This window comes from Aeromonas sp. ASNIH7 (assembly GCF_002903485.1).
GTDB lineage: Bacteria > Pseudomonadota > Gammaproteobacteria > Enterobacterales > Aeromonadaceae > Aeromonas > Aeromonas caviae.
Window position 1 is genome coordinate 486,298 of record NZ_CP026226.1, and the last position, 24,747, is coordinate 511,044.

Genomic DNA, 24,747 nt, shown 5'->3' on the forward strand with positions numbered 1-24,747 from the left:
CCTGATGCTTTTTACGTCAACCCCGAGGGGTCAACCCTGTTTGTCTGATGCCGGCTCTGCGTCCTTCGGCGCCTGCCAGCCGCCACCGACGGCCTTGTAGAGGGCGACCTGGTTACTCAGCTGGGCGAGCCGGGTGCTGATGAGCCCCTGCTTGGCGCTGAACAGGGAGCGCTGGGCATCGAGGCGGGTCAGGTAGCTGTCCACCCCTTGCTCGTAACGCACCTCCGCCAGCCTGAAGTAAGTCTGATTGGCATCCACCAGCGCCTGTTGCGCCTGCAGCTGCTGCGCGTAGTCAGCCTGGGCACCGAGGGTATCCGCGACCTCCTTGAAGGCGGTCTGGATGCTCTTCTCGTAGCTCGCCACCGCCTGCCTGGTCCCCACCTCGGCCACGTCCAGATCCGCAACGCGCTTGCCGCCATCGAAGATGGGCAGATTGATCTGGGGCATGAAGGTCCAGGTGCCGGTGCCGCCGTCAAACAGACCGCTCAGCTGGTTGCTGGCGGTGCCCGCCGTCGCGGTGAGCGAGATGGTCGGGAAGAAGGCGGCGCGGGCCGCCCCTATGTTGGCGTTGGCCGCCTTCAGGTTGTGCTCCGCCGCCAGGATGTCCGGGCGTTGCTGCAACAGGCTGGAGGGAGCCCCCACCGGGATCGGCGCCAGTTTCACCTCGGCCAGGGTGGCCGGTTGTGCCGCCAGCACCGGGATATCGGTGCCAAGCAGCAGGGCCAGACCATTTCTGTCCTGCTTCACCAGACGCTGGTATTGCGCCTGGCTGACCTTGGCGTTTTCCAGTGCCGTGCGCCCCTGGGCCAGCTCCATCTCGGAGGCGGCGCCCAGGCGGTATTTGTGCTCGGTCAGGGCATAGCTCTCCTGCTCGGTGGCGAGGGTCGCCTGGCTCAGGGCCAGCAACTCCTGATCCGCCAGCAGGGTGAAGTAGGCATTGGCCACCGAGGCCACCAGCGCAATCTGGGTGCTGCGCTGGGTCTCGATTTGCGCCAGATAGGTCTCAAGGGCCTGATCTTTCAGGCTCTGGATCCGGCCAAACAGATCCAGCTCATAGGCGGTGATGCCGATGTTGGCGCCGTACTGGCTGCTGATGGTGCCCTGCCCCGTACTACTGAGATCGTCGGATCCCTGCTGGCGGGTACCGCTGCCACTGGCGGCCAGGGTCGGCAACTGGGCCGCCCGCTGGATACGGTATTTCGCCTCGTAGGCCTCGACGTTGAGGGCTGCCAGGCGCAGATCCCGGTTGCTCTCAAGGGCGGTGCCGATCAGCGTCTGAAGGGCCGGGTCCTGGAACTGCTGGCGCCAGGGGGCGAGTTCCCCCTTGGCGGCCAGGTCAGCTTGCCAGGAGGCGCCTTGGGGCAGCTCGGGGCGCTGGTAGTCGGGGGCCATGGAGCAGCCCCCCAGCATCAGGGTCACGCCCAGGGCGATCAGGGTCTTAGTCATGGTTGATCTCCTTGGTGTGGACACTCTCTTCCCCGGCATGCTTGCGTTCGGTGAAATAGCGCATCACCAGCACGAAGAACAGCGGCACGAAGAAGATGGCGAGCACGGTGGCACTGATCATCCCCCCCATCACGCCAGTCCCGATGGCGTTTCGGCTGCTGGCGCCCGCCCCGGTGCTGATCACCAGGGGCAGTACCCCCAGGATGAAGGCGAGCGAGGTCATCAGGATGGGGCGCAGGCGCTGACGCGAGGCCTCCACCACCGCATCCCCGAGCCTCATCCCCTTGTCGTGCAGCTCCTTGGCGAACTCGACGATGAGGATGGCGTTCTTGGCCGACAGCCCGATCGTGGTGAGCAGGCCCACCTGGAAGTAGACGTCATTCTCAAGCCCGCGCAGGGTCGCGGCCAAAATGGCCCCCAGCACCCCGAGCGGCACCACCAGCATGACCGAGAACGGAATGCTCCAGCTCTCGTAGAGGGCCGCCAGACAGAGGAAGACCACCAGGAGCGAGATGGCGTACAGGGCCGGCGCCTGGGAGCCTGCCTGACGCTCCTGGAAGGAGAGGCCGGTCCACTCGATGCCGATCCCTTCCGGCAACTGCTTGACCATCTCCTCGATGGCCGCCATGGCATCACCCGTACTCTTGCCCGGGGCCGCCTCACCGACGATCTCCATGGCGGAGACACCGTTGTAGCGCTCAAGACGGGGCGAGCCGAAGCTCCACTCCGTGCTGGCAAAGGCGGAGAAGGGCACCATCTGGCCCGCGCTGTTGCGCACGTACCACAGCTTCAGATCTTCCGGGTTCATCCGGAAAGGGGCATCCGCCTGCAGATAGACCTTCTTGACCCGGCCTCTGTCGACAAAGTCGTTCACATAGGAGGAGCCCCAGGCTGCCGACAGGGTGTTGTTGATGTCGGTGATGGAGAGCCCCTGGGCCAGCGCCTTCTCGTAATCGATCTTGATGTCGAGCTGGGGCGTGTCTTCCATCCCGTTCGGGCGTACCCGCACCAGGTTGGGATCCTGCGCCGCCATGCCGAGCAACTGGTTGCGCGCCTGCATCAGCTTCTCGTGACCCAGACCGCCGCGGTCCTGCAGGAAGAAGTCGAAGCCGGTGGCCGTGCCGAGTTCCGGAATGGGGGGCAGGTTGAAGGCGAAGACCTGGGCTTCCTTGATGCTGAACAGGAACCCCATGGCGCGGCCGATGATGGCATTGGCGCTGCGATCTTCTCCTTTGCGCTCGCTCCAGTCCTTGAGCTTGATGAAGGCCATGCCGCTGTTCTGACCGCTACCAGCGAAGCTGAAGCCCGCCACCGTCAGCACGGAGTCCACGTTCTCCTTCTCGTTCTCGAGGAAGTAGTCGCGCATCTCCCCGAGCACCACCTCGGTCCGCTCCTTGGTCGCCCCCACCGGGAGCTGCACCATGGACATGATGACCCCCTGATCCTCTTCCGGCAGGAAGGAGGTGGGCATGCGCATGAAGAGCACCGCCAGCACTGCCAGCATGGCCAGATAGATGATGCCGTAGCGGGTGCCCTGCTTGATCACCTTGCGCACGCCGTTCTGGTAACGGTTGGCGTTGGTGTCGAAGAAGCGGTTGAACCAGCCGAAGAAGCCGCGCTGGGCGCCGAATTCACCGTGCTTCATGGGTTTGAGCAGGGTGGCGCACAGGGCCGGGGTCAGGATCAGGGCCACCAGCACCGAGAGCACCATGGCCGAGACGATGGTGAGGGAGAACTGGCGATAGATGGCACCGGTAGAGCCACCGAAGAAGGCCATGGGCACGAACACCGCCGACAGCACCAGGGCGATGCCCACCAGGGCGCCGGTGATCTGGGTCATGGACTTGCGGGTCGCCTCGAGGGGGGAGAGATCCTCCTCGCTCATCAGACGCTCCACGTTCTCCACCACCACGATGGCGTCATCCACCAAGAGGCCGATGGCGAGCACCAGACCGAACATGGTCAGGGTGTTGATGGAGAAGCCGAAGGCCGCCATCACCCCGAAGGTGCCGAGCAGGACCACGGGCACCGCGATGGTCGGAATCAGGGTCGCCCGGAAGTTCTGCAAGAACAGATACATGACGCAGAACACCAGGAAGATCGCCTCGATCAGGGTCTGCACCACCTCCTCGATGGAGATCTTCACAAACGGCGTGGTGTCGTAGGGATAGACGATCTCCATGTTGGCCGGGAAGTACTCGGAGAGTTCACCCAGCTTGGTCCGCACGTGCTCGGCGGTGTCCAGGGCGTTGGCACCGGTCGCCAGCTTGATGGCGACGGCGGCGGTGGCCTGGCCGTTGTAGAGCGCGGTCGCGTCGTAGTTTTCACCGGCAAGCTCGACCCGGGCCACGTCCTTGAGCTGGACCTTGGAGCCGTCCTGGTTCACCCGCAGCAGGATGTTGTTGAACTCCTCCACGGTGGAGAGCCGGGTCTGGCCCATGATGGTGGCGGTAAATTGCTGATCGCTCACCGCAGGGGTCCCCCCAGCTTGCCGAAGGCAACCTGGGCGTTCTGGGCCTTGATGGCGGCCTGAATGTCGGCCGGGGTCATCTGCACCCGGTTGAGCTTGTGAGGATCGAGCCAGACGCGCATGGAGTACTGGCTGCCGAACAAGGTGATGTCACCGACCCCGTCCAGACGGCTCAGGGGCTCCTTGATGTTGGCTACCACATAGTCCGCCAGGTCATCGTTGGTCATGGCGCCATCGGTGGAGATGAAGGCGGCCACCATCAGGAAGCTGCTGGAGGTCTTCTGGACCCGCACGCCCTGTTGCTGCACCTCTTGGGGCAGGAGCGACATGGCCTGTTGCAGCTTGTTTTGCACCTGCACCTGGGCGATGTCGGGATCCGTACCCGGCTTGAAGGTGAGGGTCACGCTGACGTTCCCTGACGAGTCGGATTGCGCCGACATGTAGAGCAGGTGATCCAGCCCGGTCATGTTCTGCTCGATGATCTGGGTCACCGAGTCTTCAACCGTCTTGGCGGAGGCCCCCGGGTAGCTGGTGGAGATGCCAACCGCCGGCGGGGCGATGGTCGGGTACTGGGCCACCGGCAGGCCGATGATGGCCATGGCCCCGGCCAGCATGATCACCAGGGCGATCACCCAGGCGAAAATGGGTCTATCTATGAAAAAACGTGCCATGAGGCGACTACTCCATCCTACTGCTTGGTTGCCGGGGTCTGTTGTGCGCTGTTGCCGGCACGTTCAGTGGGCGCCACCACGACCCCGGGTTTGACTTTCTGCAGACCGGCGACGATCACCTTCTCGCCAGCCTTGAGACCGGACTCCACCACCCAGCTGTCGCCGGACATGCGGCCGACCTGCACTTCACGCAGTTCCACCTTGTTGTCCGCCGTCACCACCATGACGGTGGCACCGCCCTTGGGGGTACGGGTCACGGCAGTCTGGGGCACCAGCAGGCCTTGCGGGCGCTCGCCCTCCTGCAAGGTGGCGCGCATGAACATGCCGGGCAGCAGCAGTTGATCCGGGTTGGGCACGATCACCCGCAGGGTCACCATGCCGGTCGCCTCGTCCACGGTCACATCGGAGAACTGGAGGGTTCCTTTCTCGCCATACTGGCTGCCATCTTCCAGCTGGAAGCTGACACCGGCACCGTCCTTCTCCCCCTGGGTCAGCTTGCCCTCGGCCACTAGGCGCTTGAGGCGCAGCAGGTCGGCGGTGGACTGGCGCACGTCCACGTACATGGGATCGAGCTGGGAGATGGAGGTGAGGCTGTCCGCCTGCTGGGCGGTCACCAGGGCTCCCTCGGTCACCGCCGACTTGCCGATGCGGCCGCTGATGGGGGCCGTGATGCGGGTGTAAGCCAGGTTGATGTTGGCGGTCTGCAATGCGGCCTTGGCGGCCCCGATCTCGGCCAGCTGCTGTTTCCAGGCCGCGTCGGCGTCGTCATACTCCTGGCTGCTGATGGCTTTCACCTTCACCAGCTCGGCGTAGCGCTGGGCCTTGAGGCGGGCGCTGCGCTCGTTGGCCTCGGCCTTGGCGAGGTTGGCCTTGGCGGAAGCCACTTCGGCCTGATAGACGGCGGGATCAATCTGATAGAGCAGTTGACCGGCCTTGACGTCGCTCCCCTCGGTGAACAGGCGCTTGAGGATGATGCCGTTCACCTGGGGACGCACCTCGGCCACCCGCAGGGGGGCGGTGCGGCCGGTGAGCTCGGACAACAGTTGCAGGGGGCCGTATGGAGGGTGACCACGTCCACGGCGGCGGGAGGCATCTCCCCCATGGCCTGCTGGGCCCCGTCCTTGTCACCACAGCCAGCCAGCAGGCCGCTTGCCAGCAAGGCAAGGCCGACCGAACGTGCGAGAATATGTTTATGCATCAAGTCTCTGAACCTCAGTTTCAATCAAAAAGAAGTGACAAAACCACAGGGTTTATAAGGCCCCTGTTGGTAAAACGGCGAAGATGAGGCAATATACATACATTCATGAATGTATGTAAGAAACTTTTTTCACTTTTAAACAGGACCGGAGTCAATGGCCAGACGCACCAAAGAAGAGGCGCAGCAAACCCGCTGCAACATCATGAGCACGGCCCTGGATCTCTTCTGCCAACAGGGGCTGGCACGCACCAGCCTGACCGATATCGCCAAGGCGACGGACCTCACCCGGGGCGCCATCTACTGGCACTTCAAGAATAAAGAAGAGCTGTTCGTCACCCTGTGGGAGGAGCTGTGTGCCCCCCTCTCCCACCAGCTCGATGCCTGCGTCGACGAGGCGGAGCCGGATCCCCTGGGCAAGCTGCGCAGCTTTCTCAAGGAGGTGATGCTCAAGATCAGCACCGAGCCCGCCCACCAGCAGATGTTCACCATCATGTTCAATCTGGAATCCATGGAGGGAGAGGCCGCCGTCATGCGCGAGCACATGCACCTGCAATCCATGAATTTCTTCCGGGATCTGGAGATCACCCTGGCCAATGCCGTGCGTCGTGGCCAACTGCCCGAGGGGCTGGATCTGCGCCGCGCCGCCACCCTGCTCCACTGCACCCTGGACGGCTACATCATCAACTGGCTGCACTTCCCGGATCGCATCGATCTGATGGAGGAGTCGGACTTTCTCCTCGATACCCTGTTCACCCTCATCGCGAGCCCCACCCTTCGCCGCCACCCCTGAGTCGGCAAGACGCGCCGCCCCCGCCAATGCTCAACAGCCGGGGGCAAACCTGCTAGAGTAACGCCCCCCACCACGATGAGCCCGACACCCTTGCCACACGCCCCCGCGCCGGCGCACGACGCCGCCCCTCGCCCCGCCCTCGTGGCAGGCGCCCATGCCCCCTTCCTGGCCCTGCTGGGCAACGGCCGTCATCTGCTGGAGGCCGGTTGCGGGGCAGGAGAGGATCTGCGCCTCTTTCGCCAGCAAGGCCTCACCGTGACCGCCTTCGATGCGAGCCGGGCGCAGGCCGCTGCCGCCTCGCGCCTGTGCGGTCAGCCGGTGCGAGTCTGCCGCGTCGAGCAGATGCAAAGCGTCGTTCCCTATGACGGCATCTGGGCCAGCGGCTCCCTCCCCTGTCTGCCCGAGCACGAGATAGCCCCGGCGCTCGGTCATCTGGCCACCCTGCTCAAGGCCGGGGGCCCCCTCTACGCCGCCTTCCCCCACGGGAAGGGCGAACCGCTGCCACGGTCGGGGGAATATCCCCTGCAGACCCGGCTCGACGAGGCGGGGCTGCGACGCCTGATCGCTCCCCTCCCCTTCACCCTGCACCACGGCTGGGTGGGGGAAGATGAAGTGAACGGCCCCTGGCTGCACGCCTTGCTGGTGCGGCGCTGATCCGCGAAAGCCCCCGGGGACAGTGACACCTCACGGCATTCAGCCCGTTAACAATATTTAACCCTGAGTTAACCACCATAAAGCAGACAAGATGCGGTGTTTGTGTTAAAAAGCGGCATTAAAATCAAAATTAAATAACAAATCAGACACCAACACCTGGATTCCCCCATGAAACTCGTTCTCAATCTGGTTACCGGTATCCTCGCCGGCCTGCTGCTCGGTCTCTATGCCCCCGAATGGGTCGCCCGCGTGCTGTTCACCGCCAAGACGGTGATAGGCCAGCTCATCACCTTCACCATCCCGCTCATCATCCTCTTCTTCATCATGAGCGGCATCGCCAGCCTGCCGAAGAACTCCGGCAAGCTGCTGGGCAAGACGGTAGGGCTCTCCTACTGCTCCACCATACTGGCGGGCCTGTTCGCCTTCACCGTGGCGAGCCACCTGATCCCGCACCTGACCACGGCCGCCGAGCCCACCGCCGAGGCAGCCACCAAGCTCGCTTCCTACATCAACCTCGAGATCCCGCCCCTGTTCGGGGTGATGTCGGCCCTGGCCGCCGCCTTCGTGTTCGGCATCGGCATCAGCGCCACCCAGGCCACCGACCTGCGCCGGGTCGCCGATCAGGGCCGTGACATCATCGACCGCCTGCTGACACGCGTGATCATTCCCCTGCTCCCCTTCTACATCGCCGGCGTCTTCGTCGAGATGACGGTGGAAGGCACCGTCTTCGCCACCCTCAAGACCTTCGGAGTGGTGCTGGTGATGGCCATCGTCATGCACTGGATCTGGCTCTGCGTCCTGTTCGTCGGCACCGGCCTCGCTCAGGGGCGCTCCCCCGTCATGCTCATCAAGAACATGCTGCCCGCCTACTTCACCGCCCTTGGCACCATGTCCAGCGCCGCCACCATTCCGGTGGCCCTGCAAGCCAGCAAGCGCAACGGCGTGAGCGACGGCATCGCCAACTTCACCGTGCCCCTGTGCGCCACCATCCACCTGTGCGGCTCCACCATCACCCTGGTAACCTGCGCCACGGCGGTGATGTTCCTCTCCGAACACCTGGCCATTCCGGGCTACGGCACCATGGTGCCCTTCATCATGATGCTGGGCGTCATCATGATTGCCGCGCCGGGCGCACCGGGTGGCGGTGTCATGTCCGCGCTCGGCCTGCTCACTTCCATGCTCGGCTTCGGTGAGGCCTCCATCGCCCTGATGATCGCCCTCTACCTGGCCCAGGACAGCTTCGGCACCGCCTGCAACGTCACCGGTGACGGCGTCATCGCCCTGTGGGCCGACCGCTTCGCCCGGGGCGAGCCAGCACTCAGCACCGAGCAGGACGCAGCCTGATAGCGCAGGCAATAAAAAACGGGAGCCATCGGCTCCCGTTTTTCGTTGGCGCAAGAGGGCGTCTCAGCCCCGGCGGCGGATCACCCCTTCCTGCATGGTGCTCGCCACCAATACCCCATCCCGGGTGAAGAACTGGCCGCGTACCAGACCCCGACCGCCGCTGGCGCTCGGGCTGTCCACCACGTAGAGCAGCCAGTCGTCCAGCCGGAACTCCCGGTGGAACCACATGGAGTGATCGATGGTGGCCACCTGCATGTCCGGCTCCCAGTAGGAGACCCCGTGGGGCTGCAGGGCGGCGAACAGGAAGTGGAAGTCGGAGGCATAGGCCAGCAGGTAGTTGTGGACCCGCTGATCGTCCGGCACCGGGCCATTGGCCTTGAACCAGGTGTAGCGAAGGGGCTCGTGAACATCCGGGCGAATGGGGTCCACCAGGGTCACGGGGCGAATTTCGATGGGCTTCTCGCACAGGATCTTGTCCCGCAGGGCCGCCGGGATCATCTGCTCGTAGGGACGCACCAGCTCCAGCTCGCTCTTGAGCTGCTCGGGGGGCGTAATGCCGCCCGGCATCTTCGCCTGGTGCTCGAAACCCTCGGCCTCCACCTGGAAGGAGGCGTTGAGGTAGAAGATGGGCTTGCCATTCTGGATGGCCTTGACCCGGCGGGTGGAGACGGTCTGGCCGTCGCGGATGTTCTCCACGTCGTAGACGATGGGCTTGTTGGCATCCCCGGGGCGCAGGAAGTAGGAGTGGAAACTGTGGACCTGGCGGTCGCTTGCCACCGTCTGCTTGGCGGCTGACAAGGCCTGCCCCATCACCTGTCCGCCAAACACGGATCGCAACCCGAGATCCTGGCTCTGGCCCCGAAACAGGCCCTCCTCGATCTTTTCGAGCGCCAGCAACGCCAGCAGCTCATCCAGTACCTTGCTCATTGGTTTCTCCTGTCTTTGTGCGCGAAAGGCTAACAAGCCCGTCCCGACAGGGCAACCATCCTGATGCACATCCCCGTCTGCAACCACCTCCCCTTCAAAAAAGGGAAGTGTATGACGCTTTCCAGCCCGTATAGAGGGCACTCTGGCCCCCTCCCCTGGCAAGGGGAGGGCTGGGGTGGGGTCAGACGCGATCAAGCCATGCCCGAATAGAGACAACCACCCCGGGTAGATTTTCCATCACCTCCCTGTTGCTAAATCTCAGTACCGTCAGCGACAGGGCCGCCATGTAGGCATCCCGTCGCTTGTCATGACGCAAACCCCGCATGTCGAAATGGCTGTCGCCATCAACCTCAATGACCAACAACCGCCCGGGGCAGTAAAAATCCGCAATGTATGGGCCTATACCTTGCTGTCGGCGAAACTTGACTCCGAGTTGCCCAGCCCGAAGCGCCTGCCACAATCGCCGTTCAGGCTCTGTTGGATTGTTTCGCTGTTCACGCCGTTTATCCAGCGTGGCCTCGCGGTTGAAAACACGAACTGGCTTCTCGTTCATGACAGTATTCCTCCGACTATGACCCCTGTCAGCATAACAACTACTCACCCCCTCCCAGCCTCCCCCTTCAAAAGGGGGAGGAGCTTGTCTGGCCCTTTCTCTCCCCTGTGCGATTCAGTCTCAAGGAGCCCGGCAGGAACAGAAAACAAAAAAGCCCGCACCTTGGGGTGCGGGCTTGTGGCGTGTCCGGGGCGAGCGGCCCGTGGCGGCGGCTTACTTGCTGCCGGTGCCGGAATTGCGGGTGGAGGAGGTCGGCTTGCGACGGGCGGTGGTGGCACGGGCGCGCGGCTCCTTGCCCTGCATCTCCTTGTGGCGCTTCACGGCGCGACGGATCTGGGCGGCCTGCTTGTGGCGGGTGCTCTTGCCATCCTGCTGCAAATCGACCTTGGACTCGGTCTCGTTGGGCAGGTTGACCAGGCCGCGCAGGTAGTTCACTTCGGGCAGTTTCAGCTCCTGCCAGCCGCCGCGGGGGATGCCGCGATCCAGCTTGACGTCGCCGTAGCGGATACGCATCAGGCGGCTCACCTGCACTTCCTGGGACTCCCACAGGCGGCGCACTTCCCGGTTGCGGCCCTCGGTCAGGGTGACGTTGAACCACTGGTTCAGCCCCTCGCCACCGGCGGGCTTGATCTTGTTGAACTTGGCCATGCCGTCTTCCAGCTGCACGCCCTTGCGCAGGCGCTGCAGCATGGCTTCGGTGATCTCGCCAAAGACCCGCACCGCGTATTCCCGCTCCACTTCGTGGCTCGGGTGCATCAGGCGGTTCGCCAGCTCGCCGTCGGTGGTGAACAGCAAGAGGCCTGAGGTGTTGACGTCGAGGCGGCCGACCGCTATCCAGCGGGCGCCATCCATCTTGGGCAGACGATCAAACACGGTGGGACGTCCTTCCGGATCGTGGCGGGTGCACATCTCCCCTTCGGGCTTGTGGTAGGCCAGCACGCGGCAGATCACTTCCTCTGCGGCGCGGGTCTTGACCTGGTGGCCATCCACCCGGATCACGGCGTTCACTTCGACGCGATCCCCCAGCGTGGCGACCTTGCCATCCACGCTGACCCGACCTGCGGTGATCAGGGCCTCCATCTCACGACGGGAGCCTTGACCCGCGCGGGCCAATACTTTTTGCAGTTTTTCACTCATCGGGTTTACCTGATTGTTGATCGCTGCCCGCCGACATCGCGGACAACCTTGGCTCTTGTGGGAAGGCCCCGTTGGCCTCCCCACCATGTTCATGCTCAGCACGGCCTGCCAGAGGCTGACCGTCACCGCCCTCGCCCGGCATGAGCGACAAGGGGGCCTGCAGCTCGGGATCCAGCTCGGGGAGCTGCTCCAGACTCTGCAGGTTGAAATAGTCCAGAAATTCACGGGTGGTGGCGAGCAGCTCGGGGCGACCCGCCACCTCCTTGTGGCCGATGCTGCGCACCCAGCCACGCTCCTTGAGGGTGTTGACGATCTGGCTCGACACCGCCACCCCGCGGATGGCTTCTATCTCCGCCCGGGTGATGGGTTGACGATAGGCAATCAGCGTCAGCGTCTCCATCACGGCGCGGGAATAACGGGGAGCTCGCTCGCTCCACAGGCGCGACAGCTCCTCGGCATACTCCTGGCGGGCCTGGAAACGCCAGCCGGAGGCCACCTCTTTGAGCTCGACCCCCCGCTCGCTGTAATCCTGTCTGAGCTCTGCCAGCAGCAGCTGGACATAGCGGCCGGTGACCGGGTAGTCCGAGAGCACGCTGCCCTTGATTTCGCTCACCGTGAGGGGACGCCCCGCCACGAAGATCGCCGCCTCGATCAGGGTCTTCAATCGTTCAGCAGGCAGCGCCACGGTGGACCTCCCGGGTCCGCGCCCCTGGCGCCGCCCCTCGCTCAGTGTAGATGCTCATGCTCCTCCCCTTTCCCCTGACTGGCCAGGGCAAAATGGATGGGGCCCAGGGGCTCCGCCTGCAAGATCCAGATCAATTGCTCCTTGCACAGCTCCAGCAGGGCCAGGAAGGTCACCAGCACCCCCATGCGCCCCTCCTCGGCCCGCAGCACCTGCTCCAGGCGCAGGGTCTGGCCCAGGGAGAGCATGGCGAGGATCTCCGCCATCCGTACCCGGGTCGGGATCTGCTCGCGGCGGATCTGGTGATGTTCAAAATGAGTCGCGCGTTTTACCACACTTTGCATGTAAAGGGCGAGTTCAACCAGAGAAACATCGGGCGCCAATGGCTTCAAGGCACCAAAATCCGGCGCCATGGCGGCGGCGACGAAGATCTCCCGCTCCACCCTCGGCAGGGCATTGACCCGCTCCGCCCCCAGCTTGTAGCGCTCGTACTCCTGCAGGCGACGAATGAGGGTGACGCGGGGGTCTTCCCCCTCCTCCTCGTCTTCCAGCTCCGGGGCCTTGGGCAGCAGCAAGCGGGACTTTATCTCCGCGAGCCAGGCCGCCATCAGCAGGTATTCCGCCGCCAGCTCGAGGTTGAGACCCTGCATCAGATCCACGTACTCCATGTACTGGGCGGTGATCTGCAGGATGGGCAGGTTGAGGATGTCGAGCTGCTGGCGCCGGATCAGGTAGAGCAAGAGATCCAGCGGCCCCTCGAAGGTGTCGAGAAACACCTCCAGCGCATCGGGGGGGATGAACAAGTCCTGGGGCAGCTCATGGTAGGGCTGCCCCAGCACGGTGGCGATGGGCGGGGGAAGGGAAGCCTCCCCCGTCGTGCCCGCGGGGGTTGTCAGCGCGGGCACGGGGTCGGCAAGATCACTCAAACGGCGTCGGATCCCCGGCACCGCGGCGACGCAGCACGGGCTCGTCGTCGGAGAAGTCCACCACAGTGGTGGGCTGCTCGCCCAAATACCCGCCGTTGACCACCAGATCCAGCTGCTTGCCGAGCTTGTCGGCAATCTCCTCGGGGTCGAACTCCGCCATCTCGGAGCCCGGCAGGATCAGAGTGGTGGAGAGCAGCGGCTCACCGAGGGCCTCGAGCAAGGCCAGCGCGATGTTGTTGGCCGGGACCCGGATGCCGATGGTCTTCTTCTTCTCGTTCATGAGGCGACGCGGCACCTCCTTGGTGGCCTTGAAGATGAAGGTGTAGGGCCCGGGGGTGTTGTTCTTGACCAGCCGGAAGGCGGTGTTGTCCACCTTGGCATAGGTGGAGATCTCCGAGAGATCACGGCACACCAGGGTGAAGTCGTGGTTCGGCTCGATGCGACGGATGCGGCAGATGCGCTCCAAAGCATCCTTGTTGCCCATCTGGCAGCCCAGGGCGTAGCCGGAGTCGGTGGGATAGACGATGACGCCGCCGTTTTGCAGGATCTGCACCGCCTGGCTGATGAGGCGAACCTGGGGATTGTCGGGATGTACGTAAAAATGCTGACTCATATGCTCTTCTCGCGATAGGGGGCACGCTCGTTGCCCGCTTCATGGTCAAGGGCCCCTTGGCCCATGACACTACCTTAACCTGTTTGACGCAGACTCGCCTGCATCAAAGATGCCGGCCCGGGGGTCAGCGGCTGGCCAGCAGGCCCGCATGCTCCTCGGGGGTGAGCCCGAAATGACCGGGGTGACCGAGCCACAGCGGCATCCCCTCCTTGGGGAGCCAGAGGTGGCGGCCAAGCTCGGTCCAGTTGGAGGGGAAGTGAAAATCGGACCCCACCGAAATATAGAGATCGTGCTCCCTGGCCCACTGGCCGAGATTCGCCCGCTCCTGTGGGCTCTGCTGGGGCAGGGAGACCTCCATGGCATCCCCCCCGACGGCCTTGAAGGCCACCAGCAGCCGCTTGATCCACTTGGCGGTGAGATTGTAGCGGCTCGGGTGGGCCAGCACCGCCAGCCCGCCTGCGGCGTGGATGGCCTCGATGGCCTCCCCCATCCCGGGCCACTCGGCGGGCACATAGCCCTTGTTGCCCCGGCTCAGGTACTTCTTGAACACCTTCTGCATATTGTCGGCCACCCCGCGCGCCACCAGCACCCGGGCAAAGTGGGCCCGGGTCACGGCGGCGTCACCGGCGAGCTGCTTGGCCTCTTCATAGGTGCCCGGGATGAGGCACTTCTCCAAACGACGCCCGATCTCCTCGGCGCGCGCCTCCCGGCGAGCCCGCTGCCCTGCCAGAAAGGCGAGCAACTGGGGATTTTTCTCATCCACCCCGAGGGCCACGATGTGGATCTCGTGATGTTCCCACCCGGTGGAGACCTCCACCCCGCTCACCAGGCGCAGTGGCAACTGGTCAGCCGAGATGGTCTGGCGCACCTCCTCAAGCCCGTCGAGGGTATCGTGGTCAGTGACCGCTAACACCTCCACCCCTTTTTCGGCGGCGCGGCGCACCAGGTCGGCGGGGCTCAGCACCCCGTCCGAGGCGGTGGTGTGGCAATGAAGATCGAATCTCATCGGCGTGTTTCGCTCTTGTTTGGGACCTGCCTGGAAAAGGCCGGCAAAAAAGCGACTTGACTTGGCCGCGGCTTTATCGTTTTCTGTAGGCACTTCATTGCAAACATCTTTTTACAGGACTCAATCTCATGCAAGCGACTTCCATCCTGACCATCTGGTGGTGGCACACTCCCTGACATGCGGGCGTGTGGTCGTTGCTGTACCTGTAATCTGACAGCAAGTTAAGAACCCAAAGAAAAAGCCCGCTGACCCCAGCGGGCTTTTTTATTATCCGGCAAATGGACCTGTGATGAAACCGACAATTCAGAGAAGCACACTGACATGGCGATGGCGAACTCGCTGACGTGACCCGAACCCGACCCATTTTCAAGAGAGACAGCGCCATGACCATCGGTGACACACAACACATGCAAGGGAAGGCATTATGACAGGCAACAAGACCCGTTTGCCCCTGGGCGAATTCGATACCATCCGGCTCAATGCCCCCTATGTGACAGACCCCCTGGCACTCTATACACGACTCTGCCAGGACAGACCCAACAACCTGCTGCTCGAATCGGTGGAGATCGACTCCAAGGCCGGCACCCAGAGCCTGCTGCTGGTGGACGCCTGCCTGCGCATCGAGTGCCGCGGCCGCGCCGTGCAGGTGCGCCCCCTCGGCGACAACGGCGCCGCCCTGCTGCGCCTGCTGGAGCAGCGCCTGCCCGCCGTCATCACCCAGACCCGGGTGGCGGACGAGCTGCACCTCGACTTCCCGGCGTCCGATCGGGAGCTTGACGAAGACAGCCGCCTCAAGGGCAGCAGCGTGCTGGACGTGCTGCGCACCCTGCAGCGGGAGCTGCAATGCCAGCAGGGCAAAGAGGCCCTCTTCATGGCGGGCAGCTTCGCCTACGACCTCATCGCCTCCTTTGAAGACTTGCCCGAGGTGCCAGAGGGGAGCAACGACTGCCCTGACTACTGCTTCTATGTGGCCGAGACCCTGATCACCATCGACCACATCAAGCAGAGTACCCAGTTGCTGGCCTGCCTGTTCGGCGGCGAAGAGGATGAGCAGCTGGACGCGCGCTACGCCCGCCTGACCGCTCGCCTCGAGTCCTTCAAACAGGCCTGTCAGCAGCCGCTGCCTGCGCCGCAGGGCACGGCGCCGCTGACCGGCGCCCTGGCCGTCGACAAGGGGGACAAGCAGTTCTGCGCCGAGGTCGAGAAGCTCAAGGGCTTCATCCGCCGTGGTGACATCTTCCAGGTGGTGCCGTCCCGCAGCTTCTCCCTCCCCTGCCCGGATCCCGTCGCCGCCTATCGCCGCCTCAAGCAGACCAACCCCAGCCCCTACATGTTCTACGTGCAGGACGAGGGCTTCACCCTGTTTGGCGCCTCCCCCGAGAGCGCGGTCAAGTTCTGCGCCAACAGCCGCCAGGTGGAGATGTACCCCATCGCCGGCACCCGCCGCCGCGGCCTCAACCCGGACGGCAGCATCAACCTGGATCTGGACGGCCGCATCGAGCTGGAGCTGCGTCAGGACGAGAAAGAGGTGGCCGAGCACCTGATGCTGGTGGATCTGGGCCGCAACGACATCGCCCGCATCTCCGCCCCCGGTACCCGCTACGTCAAGGATCTGCTGAAAGTGGATCGCTACAGCCACGTCATGCACCTGGTCTCCCGGGTGGTGGGCACCCTTCGCGCCGACCTTGACGCCCTGCACGCCTACCAGGCCTGCATGAACATGGGCACCCTGACCGGTGCCCCCAAGCTGCGCGCCAGCGAGCTTATCCGCATGGTGGAAGGCAAGCGTCGCGGCAGCTACGGCGGCGCCGTGGGTTACCTCAACGGCGCAGGAGAAATGGACACCTGCATCGTCATCCGCTCCGCCTTCGTGAAAGAGGGGGTCGCCCATGTCCAGGCCGGCGCCGGGGTGGTCTATGACTCCAAACCCCAGGCCGAGGCGGACGAGACCCGCGCCAAGGCGGCGGCCGTGCTGGCCGCCATCGCTGCCAGCCATGGCACCTCCCTGCAGGCCCTCAGCGCCCAGCAGGAACAACACAAGGACGTGAGCCATGACTAACATCTTCCTGCTCGACAACTTCGACTCGTTTACCTACAACCTCGTCGACCAGTTCCGCACCCTGGGCTACCCGGTGCGCATCTACCGCAACAGCCTGCCTGCGAGCCGCATCATGCAGGAGATCGACGCCTGCGAAGGGGACGCCGTGCTGGTGCTCTCCCCGGGGCCGGGCGCCCCCCATGAGGCGGGCTGCCTCATCGATCTCATCAAGCTGGCCCGGGGCCGGGTGCCCATCCTCGGCATCTGCCTCGGTCATCAGGCCCTGTGCGAAGCCTACGGCGGCACCGTCGGAGCGGCGGGGGAAATCGTTCACGGCAAGCGCTCCCTCATCGAGCACAACGGCCATGGCGCCTTCGCGGGGCTGCCGAGCCCCTTGCCGGTGGCCCGCTACCACTCCCTGGTGGCCACCTATGTGCCACAAGAGTTGCAGGTGATTGCCCACTATCAGGGCATGCCCATGGCCATCGAGCAGCGTGACGAGCGGGTGCTGGGCTTCCAGTTCCACCCGGAATCCATCATGACCAGCGAAGGGGCCCGCCTGCTCACCCAGGCCCTCGCCCATGTCACCCGTCCAGAAAGCCACGTGCGGTAAGGAAGAGACCATGCATCAACATCTCAACACCCTCTATCAGGGTCAGTCTCTCACCCGCGACGCCGCCCGCGACGCCTTCGGCCAGGTGGTTCGTGGTGAAGTGGATCCCATCGTGCTCGCGAGCCTTTTGACCGCCCTCAAGATCAAGGGGGAGACCCCGGAGGAGATCGCCGGCGCCGCCGAGGCGCTGTTGGCCGAAGCGCGCGACTTCCCGCGCCCGGACTATGCCTTCTGCGACATCGTCGGCACCGGAGGGGACGGCCTCAACACCATCAACGTCTCCACCACCTCGGCCCTGGTGGCCGCCGCCTGCGGCCTGAAAGTGGCCAAGCACGGCAACCGCTCGGTCTCGAGCAAGTCGGGGTCGAGCGATCTGCTCGATAAAATGGGCATCAAGCTCGACATGAGCCCGGCCCAGGCCCGTCGCTGCCTGGACGAGCTCGGGGTCTGCTTCCTGTTCGCCCCCCAGTACCACGCCGGGGTACGCCACGCCATGCCGGTGCGCCAGGCCCTCAAGACCCGCACCCTGTTCAACGTGCTGGGGCCGCTCATCAACCCCGCTCGTCCCAGCTTCCAGCTGATGGGGGTCTATGCCCCCGAGCTGGTGCGCCCCATCGCCGAAACCCTGCTGGCACTCGGCCTGAAAACCGGTATGGTGGTGCACGGCGCCGGTCTCGACGAGATTGCCATCCACGGCCCGACCCAGGTGGCGGAGATCCGCGACGGCGAAATTCGCGAGTACTTGCTCACCCCGGCGGACTTTGGCCTCGACACCTACCCGGTCAGCGCCATCCAGGGCGGTGAGCCCGAGGAGAACCGCGCCATCACCGCCTCCATCCTGGAAGGGCGCGGCAGCCCGGCCCACAACGCCGCCATCGCCGCCAACGTGGCGCCGCTCCTGGTCATGGCGGGCGAGGCCCCGGACTTTCGGCAGGCCGCCGCCCGGGTGCTGGCGGTGCTGGCAAGCGGCCAGGCCGCCCTCCTCGCCAGGGATCTCGCCACCCTGAGCCATCAGGAGGCATGATGTCAGCCACCACCACAGCGTGCCCCAGGGGCACTCACCCAGAACGCCCGACGGGCAACAGCCAGCTTCGCAAGGATAACGAGATGTCAGATGTCATTGCTCCCCACGCCTTTCTGAACATGGCCTCCATCAGCCAGACCATTCTCGGCAAGATCGTGGCGGCCAAGCAGGAGTGGGTCGCCGCCCGCAAGGAGAGCCAGCCCCTGGCGAGCTTCCAGGACGCGCTGACCCCGAGCGATCGGGACTTCGAGGGGGATCTGCGCCAAGGCTCCACCCGCTTCATTCTGGAGTGCAAGAAGGCCTCCCCCTCCAAGGGCTTGATCCGGAATGACTTCAGCCCGGAGGCCATCGCCGACATCTATGGCCACTACGCCACCGCCATCTCGGTGCTGACGGACGAGAAGTTCTTCCAGGGGGATTTTGCCTTCCTGCCCCGGGTACGGGGCCGCGTCCAGCAGCCGGTGCTCTGCAAGGACTTCATGATTGACCCCTATCAGGTCTATCTGGCCCGCCACTATCAGGCGGACGCCATCCTCTTGATGCTCTCCGTGCTCACCGACGAGGGGTATCGCGCCCTGTTCAACGTGGCGAAAGAGTTGGGCCTCGGGGTGCTCACCGAGGTGAGCAACGAGGAGGAGCTGACCCGCGCCATCGACCTCGGCGCCCCGGTGATTGGCATCAACAACCGGGATCTGCGGGATTTGAGCGTCGATCTTGCCCGCACTCAGCAGTTGGCGGCCAGGATCCCGGGGGATCGGGTGGTGATCAGCGAATCCGGCATCAACCACCGCGCCCAGGTGGCGGCCCTGCGCCACCACGCCAAGGGCTTCCTGGTGGGCTCTTCCCTCATGGCGGAGCCGGATCTGGAGGCCGCGGTACGCAAGCTCGTGCTCGGCCAGAACAAGGTGTGCGGCCTGACCCGTCCCGAGGACGCCGCCGCCGCCCATCAGGCGGGCGCCGTGTTCGGCGGCCTCATTTTTGTGGCGAAAAGCCCGCGCTACGTGGACATTCCCGCCGCCCGCGCCGTGATGGCGGGTGCGGCGCTCTCTTACGTCGGGGTGTTTCACAATGCCCAGCCCGCCACCATCGCCAAGACGGTGGATGCGCTGGGGCTCGCCGCCGTGCAACTGCACGGGGATGAAGATGCCGCCTATGTCGAGGCACTGCGCGCGCTGCTGCCGGCAGGCTGCCAGATCTGGAAAGCGGTTGGAGTCACAAGTGGCGAGCCCCTGCCCGCCCTCGACTACCCGGCGGATCGCCTGCTGCTGGATACGAAAGTCGGCAGCCAGAGCGGCGGCACCGGTCAGGCGTTCGACTGGACTCTGCTGGCCGGGCTCGACAAGAGCAAACTGATGCTGGCAGGGGGGCTCAACCCCGACAACGCCCTCGAGGCCGCCCGGGTGGGCTGTGTGGGCCTTGATTTCAACTCCGGGGTGGAGAGTGCCCCGGGCAGGAAGGATGCCCACAAGCTGGCGGCCGCCTTTGGTGCCCTGCGCCAACTGTGAAAAAGCGCTGCGAACCCGCTAAACACATGCACCAAATGAATGAATCGCTTAAGCCTATAAATACAAGGAATAGTCTATGACCCTGCTCAACCCGTTTTTCGGCGAATTTGGCGGTATGTATGTGCCCCAGATCCTCATCCCCGCCCTGCTCCAGCTGGAGAAGGCCTTCGTCGATGCCAAGGATGATCCGGCTTTCGTCGCCGAGTTTCAGGCGCTCCTGACCGAGTACGCCGGTCGCCCGACACCGCTCACCCTCACCCGCAATTTGACCAAGGGCACCAAGACCCGCCTCTACCTCAAGCGTGAAGATCTGCTGCACGGCGGCGCCCACAAGACCAACCAAGTGCTGGGTCAGGCCCTGCTTGCCAAGCGCATGGGCAAGCACGAGATCATCGCCGAGACCGGCGCCGGTCAGCACGGTGTGGCCACTGCGCTGGCCTGCGCCCTGCTCGGCCTCAAGTGCCGGGTCTATATGGGCGCCAAGGATTGCGAGCGCCAGAAGCCCAACGTGTTTCGCATGAAGCTGATGGGTGCCACCGTGATCCCGGTGCACTCCGGCTCCAGCACCCTCAAAGATGCCTGCAACGAGGCGCTGCGGGACTGGGCTGCCAACTATGAAACCGCCCACTACCTGCTCGGTACCGCCGCTGGCCCCCACCCCTTCCCCACTATCGTGCGGGAGTTCCAGAAGATGATCGGGGAAGAGGCCAAGGCCCAGTGCTTCGAAAAAGAAGAGCGCCTGCCCGATGCGGTGATCGCCTGCGTCGGCGGCGGCTCCAATGCCATCGGCATGTTTGCGGACTTTATCGATGAGCCTTCCGTGCGCCTTATCGGGGTCGAACCCGGTGGTCACGGCATCGAAAGCGGCGAGCACGGCGCGCCGCTGGGTCACGGCAGCAAGGGGGTCTTCTTTGGCATGCACTCCTTCCTGATGCAGGACAACCAGGGCCAGATCCAGGAGTCCTACTCCGTCTCGGCGGGGCTGGACTTCCCCTCCGTCGGCCCCCAGCACGCCCACCTGGCCGCCATCGGCCGCGCCGAGTACCCCTCGGTGACCGACAAGGAGGCGCTGGACGCCTTCCAGGAGCTGGCCAAATCCGAAGGCATCATCCCGGCGCTGGAGTCCTCCCACGCCCTGGCCCATGCCCTCAAGATGGCCCGCAGTGAACCGGAAAAAGAGCAGGTGCTCATCGTCAACCTCTCCGGCCGTGGCGACAAAGACATCTTCACCGTTGCCGACATCTTTGAAAAAGAAGGAACCTTGTCATGAACCGTTACGCACAACTCTTTTCCCGTCTGGACAAGGCCAATCAGGGCGCCTTCGTGCCGTTCGTGATGCTGGGTGACCCCACCCCCGAATTGTCCCTGGCCATCGTCGATGCCCTGGTCGAAGGGGGCGCCGACGCCCTCGAACTCGGCATTCCCTTCTCCGATCCGGTGGCAGACGGCCCCACCATTCAGGGTGCTGCCCTGCGTGCCTTTGCCAGCCACACCACCCCGGACGACTGCTTCGGCCTGCTCGCCCGCATCCGCGCCAAGTACCCACAGCTGCCCATTGGCCTCCTGGTCTACGCGAACCTGGTCTATGTGCGCCACATCGACGGCTTCTACGAGAAGTGCCAGCAGGCAGGGGTGGACTCCGTGCTGGTGGCGGACGTGCCGGTGCAGATGTGCGAACCCTACAAGGCGGCCGCCGACAAGTTCGGCATCGACAGCATCTTTATCGCCCCGCCCAACGGCGATACCGAGACGCTCAAGGCCGTTGCCGAGCTCGGCTCCGGTTACACCTATCTGGTGAGCCGCGCCGGCGTGACCGGTGCCGAGACCAAGGCCGGCATGCCGGTGGAGGGCCTCATCAACTCCCTGCGCGAGTTCAACGCCCCCCCCGCCTTGCTCGGCTTTGGCATCAGCGAACCGGCCCAGGTACGCGATGCCATCAAGGCTGGCGCCGCCGGCGCCATCTCGGGTTCGGCAGTGGTGAAGATCATCGAGACCCACCACAAGAACCCGGAGCATATGCTCACCCGTCTGAAGGAGTTTGTGGAAGGGATGAAGGCCGCGACCAATCGATAAGGGGCGCACTGGCCACATGCCCTTGGCCGTGAATGGTCCGGCTGCGTATCCGCCTCAGCCATAATGATATCAGCGTACCAAAGGGAGCCTAACCGGCTCCCTTTCTATTTCGTATTTGTTATGATCATTAACATCGTTGTACCGTTTCTTGGGAAGGCAAGAAGAACACTTGAGAACTAAACAATCAGATAATCCAACACTAAGCTTAAAGTGTTAGGCTTAATGACGAATATATTGACTCTGCACGTATTTTCATCAAAAGAGACTTTCATACCATCTGTATCTATGATGAGTGCATCGGTCATCCCCTCGAAAAGGCATCATATACCTTACAGTTTATCGTGATAACGAAAATCACCCCCATGAGCATTTCACAATAAACTACCTGATTACCCATGACCCTCAGCCAGCTTCAAGAGCCGATATGGCATCGGAGGGCTTGCCACGACTGCATGCCCCAATTCAACCAACATGCTCTTGAGGTCAAAACGATGATTAAACCGGAAGCAGTATTCCGCAAGATGCCTTGGTAAATGCTTCGCTCCGAGCGTATGGCAACTGCCCCGCAGCGAGTTTTTCACATTTCCTATCATCGTGTTTACCCAGTTGAATGCCGGATGATCCAGCCAGTCCAGGTTGCCCCCGATGACAACACCCAGGTGCTCACAATTGGCCTCCTTGACCGCTTTGAAACAGGCCAATCCATCGGATATCACCGCGCTACCACTGGCAATATGCCGTTTTGCCCAATCAGCAACGGACTTGGTTTTGAAACCATCGACCACCGTCATCCGCATCTTGATTGGATGTCCTTCCTTGTTCAGGGCCACTGCTGCCACAAACGGCGTCTTGCCTGCCGCGCCCCGACCCCGTTTGCCACCACGGCGCTCGCCACCCCAGTAGACATCATCGAGCTGAATGATGCCGCTGATGGGCTGCTTGTCATCGGACTCTTTCATGGCTTGCAGCAGCTTGTGCTTGAGCATCCAGGCGGTGTCATATTTGACGCCCAACTGGCGCTTTAGCTCCATCGCTGACAAGCCTGTTTTGGTTTGTGACAACAGGTGCATTGCCAGAAACCACTTGGTCAGTGGGAGCTTGGTGTTTGCGAAAATCGTATTTCCAGTCAATGACATCTGGTGACGGCAGTGATTGCATTGCCACACACGTGGCCGCCTTCTCAGGCGACAACAGGTCTTGTTGGCACATTCAGGGCAGACAAAGCCGTTAGGAAAACGCCAAGTGAACAGCGCATTTTCGCACTGAGCCTCAGTGCCATAGTCCTTGAGAAACTCAAACAGGCTGTAGCCTTTCTGGAATTGGATTTTGCTTTTGGCCATGATCTCGCACCTCAGTAACTGTACGTAAGATCAGTACAGCTCGTGGTGACTGCTAATCATGGGTAATCAGGATAAACTAATCCTTGGTGCTATCTCACTGCAACAAGCTCAGCGCTAATTTGGGACGACTGTTAGCTTGACTTAATATACTGGCACTGGCCTGCTGCATGATCTGCACCCGAACCATGCGTGCAGACTCACTCGCTATGTCAGCATCCCGAATCCGTGCGCGAGCAGCACTCAGATTTTCATGGCTCGTACTCAAACTACGCCCTCTCGCTTCGAGTGAGTTAGCCTGAGCGCCAATCTGGGATCGCTGTACGCCAAGCTGCTTCATGCCTGCATCCAGGGTCCTAATAGCACGACTGGCGTTGCTCTCGCTCAGCACATCAATGTTATCGACTGTATATTTCTGCTTATCTTGAAGGAAAAATCCAAGAGAGCCCAACGTGTTACCTTCCATATCAATATTTGAATATCGAGTACCTGATGAGCTCAGTTCAAGTTGTCCAATATAAGTTGTACTACTCACATCCGTGAGAAGGGCAGAAAGTGACGGATTAGCAGAGATTGGTGGAATAGGAGGAGCCGGAGGTGCAGGCTGGGGTGGCTGGGGTGGATGAATGCTGCCATTTGCCAGAGTAAGGCTATTTCCTTGAGAGCTATGTATCGTAAGCTGATTATTAGCAGGGTTGTTGTTATACGAACCACTGACGGAAAATCCAAGACCTGCAGATTGTGCCGCAATGTTGATCCGATGGACGACCGTTGCCATCAACCAACTATTTTCCGACGTGGGGTTCACAGGATCCCAGCCAGTCATGTCGATGCCCGTTGTCAAATCCACCGTCTGTCCTTCGATATCGATATAGGAAGGAAGAGTGGACAGATCGATTGACGATCTTACCGAGAATGGGTGCTGTACAGCTTCTATCGGGCTCTGGTTATTTGGGAAGCTAGTGCTATTGATGTCAGCAACAAACGCTTCTAGCGTTGGATAGTTTGTGTCGAACGTCACGCCGTTGAGTGTGATAGGTTGGGCACCTAACTGAAGACCATCAATGCTGAGAGCACCAGGTTTACTGCTGGTTGGACTGCGAGACTGCCAAACCATTTCTCCAAGGTTTTTGGTTTGCGCATTCATATCTGTGATGACCATGTTTTGACCTGCATAAGCTCCTATAGAAAACACCCCTTCATATGTCCCGGCCAATAGGCTCTGTCCAGCAAAAGTTGTCTTGGTTGCGATCCGATCCATTTCCAAACGCATCTGCTGGAACTCCATATTGAGTGCTGCCCGGTCATCTGCCGAATTGATGCCACTACCAGCCTGCAGAGCAAGTGTACGCATACGCTGCATGAGATTCATCGACTCGTCCATTGCCCCATCAGCAACATTGATAACGGAGATGGCATCATTGATATTTCGAATCGCTCCATTGCTACCATTGATTTCGCTTGTCAGACGATTACTGATCTGAAGTCCCGCAGCATCATCTGCTGCGCTGTTGATACGCAAGCCCGAAGATAAACGCTTGAGAGATGAGTCAAAAGACCCCATCAGACTACTAAGATTACGTTGTGCAGCTATTGCAGTACTATTGGTGCGAATTGAGAGTAACATAGTGTCCTTGCCGCAGAGTCTAAGATTCAATCTAGTCTTCAATTACTATCGGCATTACCATATGAATCTTTATTAAAAATTGACTTACGATGTGATCGGATTTAACTCCATAC

General features: G+C 62.5%; 19 protein-coding genes and 2 pseudogenes. 9 read left to right on the plus strand and 12 right to left on the minus strand.

The annotated features are described in order from the left end of the window. Nucleotides 1-30: 30 nt before the first annotated feature. The 3 genes and pseudogenes from C2U47_RS02145 to C2U47_RS02155 form a co-directional block, all read right to left on the minus strand. Nucleotides 31-1,446, minus strand: coding sequence for an efflux transporter outer membrane subunit (locus C2U47_RS02145; RefSeq protein ID WP_103261412.1), 1,416 nt, complete (start codon nucleotides 1,444-1,446; stop codon nucleotides 31-33). Continuing rightward, nucleotides 1,439-4,587: pseudogene (locus C2U47_RS02150) on the minus strand (efflux RND transporter permease subunit). The gene C2U47_RS02145 and the pseudogene C2U47_RS02150 overlap by 8 nt, the downstream one beginning before the upstream one ends. 17 nt (nucleotides 4,588-4,604) lie before the next feature. After that, a pseudogene (locus C2U47_RS02155) lies at nucleotides 4,605-5,785 on the minus strand (efflux RND transporter periplasmic adaptor subunit). A gap of 154 nt (nucleotides 5,786-5,939) precedes the next feature. On the opposite strand from C2U47_RS02155, the gene C2U47_RS02160 reads away from it, so the two are divergent. The 3 genes from C2U47_RS02160 to C2U47_RS02170 all read left to right on the plus strand — a co-directional run bounded on the left by C2U47_RS02160 (nucleotide 5,940) and on the right by C2U47_RS02170 (nucleotide 8,573). Next, complete coding sequence (locus C2U47_RS02160; protein ID WP_052815707.1) at nucleotides 5,940-6,575, plus strand: TetR family transcriptional regulator; 636 nt, start codon at nucleotides 5,940-5,942, stop codon at nucleotides 6,573-6,575. Nucleotides 6,576-6,665: 90 nt separating this feature from the next. Further along, complete coding sequence (locus tag C2U47_RS02165) at nucleotides 6,666-7,229, plus strand: class I SAM-dependent methyltransferase (RefSeq protein ID WP_233735857.1); 564 nt, start codon at nucleotides 6,666-6,668, stop codon at nucleotides 7,227-7,229. 168 nt (nucleotides 7,230-7,397) lie between these two features. Further along, complete coding sequence (locus tag C2U47_RS02170; protein ID WP_103261413.1) at nucleotides 7,398-8,573, plus strand: dicarboxylate/amino acid:cation symporter; 1,176 nt, start codon at nucleotides 7,398-7,400, stop codon at nucleotides 8,571-8,573. 63 nt (nucleotides 8,574-8,636) lie between these two features. Here C2U47_RS02170 and tesB read toward each other — a convergent pair whose 3' ends face one another. The 7 genes from tesB to rnm all read right to left on the minus strand — a co-directional run bounded on the left by tesB (nucleotide 8,637) and on the right by rnm (nucleotide 14,417). Next, entirely contained in the window at nucleotides 8,637-9,500 is an 864-nt protein-coding gene (gene tesB, locus C2U47_RS02175; protein ID WP_041214836.1) for an acyl-CoA thioesterase II, read from the minus strand. Nucleotides 9,501-9,681: 181 nt separating this feature from the next. Beyond that, on the minus strand, nucleotides 9,682-10,053 hold the full coding sequence (locus C2U47_RS02180) for an endonuclease domain-containing protein (RefSeq protein ID WP_039039189.1): 372 nt from the start codon (nucleotides 10,051-10,053) through the stop codon (nucleotides 9,682-9,684). A gap of 213 nt (nucleotides 10,054-10,266) precedes the next feature. Then, nucleotides 10,267-11,190, minus strand: a complete 924-nt coding sequence (rluB, locus tag C2U47_RS02185) for a 23S rRNA pseudouridine(2605) synthase RluB (protein WP_039039190.1) — start codon at nucleotides 11,188-11,190, stop codon at nucleotides 10,267-10,269. Further along, entirely contained in the window at nucleotides 11,183-11,875 is a 693-nt protein-coding gene (gene scpB / locus C2U47_RS02190) for an SMC-Scp complex subunit ScpB (RefSeq protein WP_042014199.1), read from the minus strand. Before scpB ends, rluB begins: the two co-directional genes overlap by 8 nt. A gap of 41 nt (nucleotides 11,876-11,916) precedes the next feature. Continuing rightward, nucleotides 11,917-12,798 (minus strand): segregation and condensation protein A, encoded by an 882-nt coding sequence (locus tag C2U47_RS02195; RefSeq protein ID WP_010673703.1) that lies wholly within the window; start codon nucleotides 12,796-12,798, stop codon nucleotides 11,917-11,919. Continuing rightward, nucleotides 12,791-13,411, minus strand: a complete 621-nt coding sequence (locus C2U47_RS02200; RefSeq protein ID WP_010673702.1) for an L-threonylcarbamoyladenylate synthase — start codon at nucleotides 13,409-13,411, stop codon at nucleotides 12,791-12,793. The genes C2U47_RS02195 and C2U47_RS02200 overlap by 8 nt, the downstream gene beginning before the upstream one ends. A 124-nt stretch (nucleotides 13,412-13,535) precedes the next feature. Beyond that, entirely contained in the window at nucleotides 13,536-14,417 is an 882-nt protein-coding gene (gene rnm / locus C2U47_RS02205) for an RNase RNM (RefSeq protein WP_052814845.1), read from the minus strand. A gap of 424 nt (nucleotides 14,418-14,841) precedes the next feature. On the opposite strand from rnm, the gene C2U47_RS02210 reads away from it, so the two are divergent. The 6 genes from C2U47_RS02210 (at nucleotide 14,842) to trpA (ending at nucleotide 21,670) form a co-directional block, all read left to right on the plus strand. Further along, entirely contained in the window at nucleotides 14,842-16,476 is a 1,635-nt protein-coding gene (locus tag C2U47_RS02210) for an anthranilate synthase component 1 (protein WP_041213211.1), read from the plus strand. After that, nucleotides 16,469-17,068, plus strand: coding sequence for an aminodeoxychorismate/anthranilate synthase component II (locus C2U47_RS02215; protein ID WP_039039194.1), 600 nt, complete (start codon nucleotides 16,469-16,471; stop codon nucleotides 17,066-17,068). The genes C2U47_RS02210 and C2U47_RS02215 overlap by 8 nt, the downstream gene beginning before the upstream one ends. A 10-nt stretch (nucleotides 17,069-17,078) precedes the next feature. Beyond that, a complete protein-coding gene (gene trpD, locus C2U47_RS02220; protein WP_041213212.1) occupies nucleotides 17,079-18,092 on the plus strand; it encodes an anthranilate phosphoribosyltransferase in 1,014 nt (337 codons plus the stop codon). Continuing rightward, on the plus strand, nucleotides 18,092-19,597 hold the full coding sequence (gene trpCF / locus C2U47_RS02225; protein WP_103261414.1) for a bifunctional indole-3-glycerol-phosphate synthase TrpC/phosphoribosylanthranilate isomerase TrpF: 1,506 nt from the start codon (nucleotides 18,092-18,094) through the stop codon (nucleotides 19,595-19,597). The genes trpD and trpCF overlap by 1 nt, the downstream gene beginning before the upstream one ends. A 76-nt stretch (nucleotides 19,598-19,673) precedes the next feature. Beyond that, nucleotides 19,674-20,867 (plus strand): tryptophan synthase subunit beta, encoded by a 1,194-nt coding sequence (gene trpB / locus C2U47_RS02230; RefSeq protein ID WP_041214833.1) that lies wholly within the window; start codon nucleotides 19,674-19,676, stop codon nucleotides 20,865-20,867. Next, nucleotides 20,864-21,670 (plus strand): tryptophan synthase subunit alpha, encoded by an 807-nt coding sequence (gene trpA / locus C2U47_RS02235; protein WP_103261415.1) that lies wholly within the window; start codon nucleotides 20,864-20,866, stop codon nucleotides 21,668-21,670. The genes trpB and trpA overlap by 4 nt, the downstream gene beginning before the upstream one ends. 389 nt (nucleotides 21,671-22,059) lie before the next feature. Here trpA and C2U47_RS02240 read toward each other — a convergent pair whose 3' ends face one another. Further along, nucleotides 22,060-23,010: an IS1595-like element ISKpn3 family transposase gene (locus tag C2U47_RS02240; RefSeq protein ID WP_103261416.1), complete on the minus strand. Its 951-nt coding sequence runs from the start codon at nucleotides 23,008-23,010 to the stop codon at nucleotides 22,060-22,062. A 94-nt stretch (nucleotides 23,011-23,104) separates the two neighbouring features. Continuing rightward, nucleotides 23,105-24,634: a flagellin N-terminal helical domain-containing protein gene (locus C2U47_RS02245; protein ID WP_052815858.1), complete on the minus strand. Its 1,530-nt coding sequence runs from the start codon at nucleotides 24,632-24,634 to the stop codon at nucleotides 23,105-23,107. Nucleotides 24,635-24,747 lie beyond the last annotated feature (113 nt).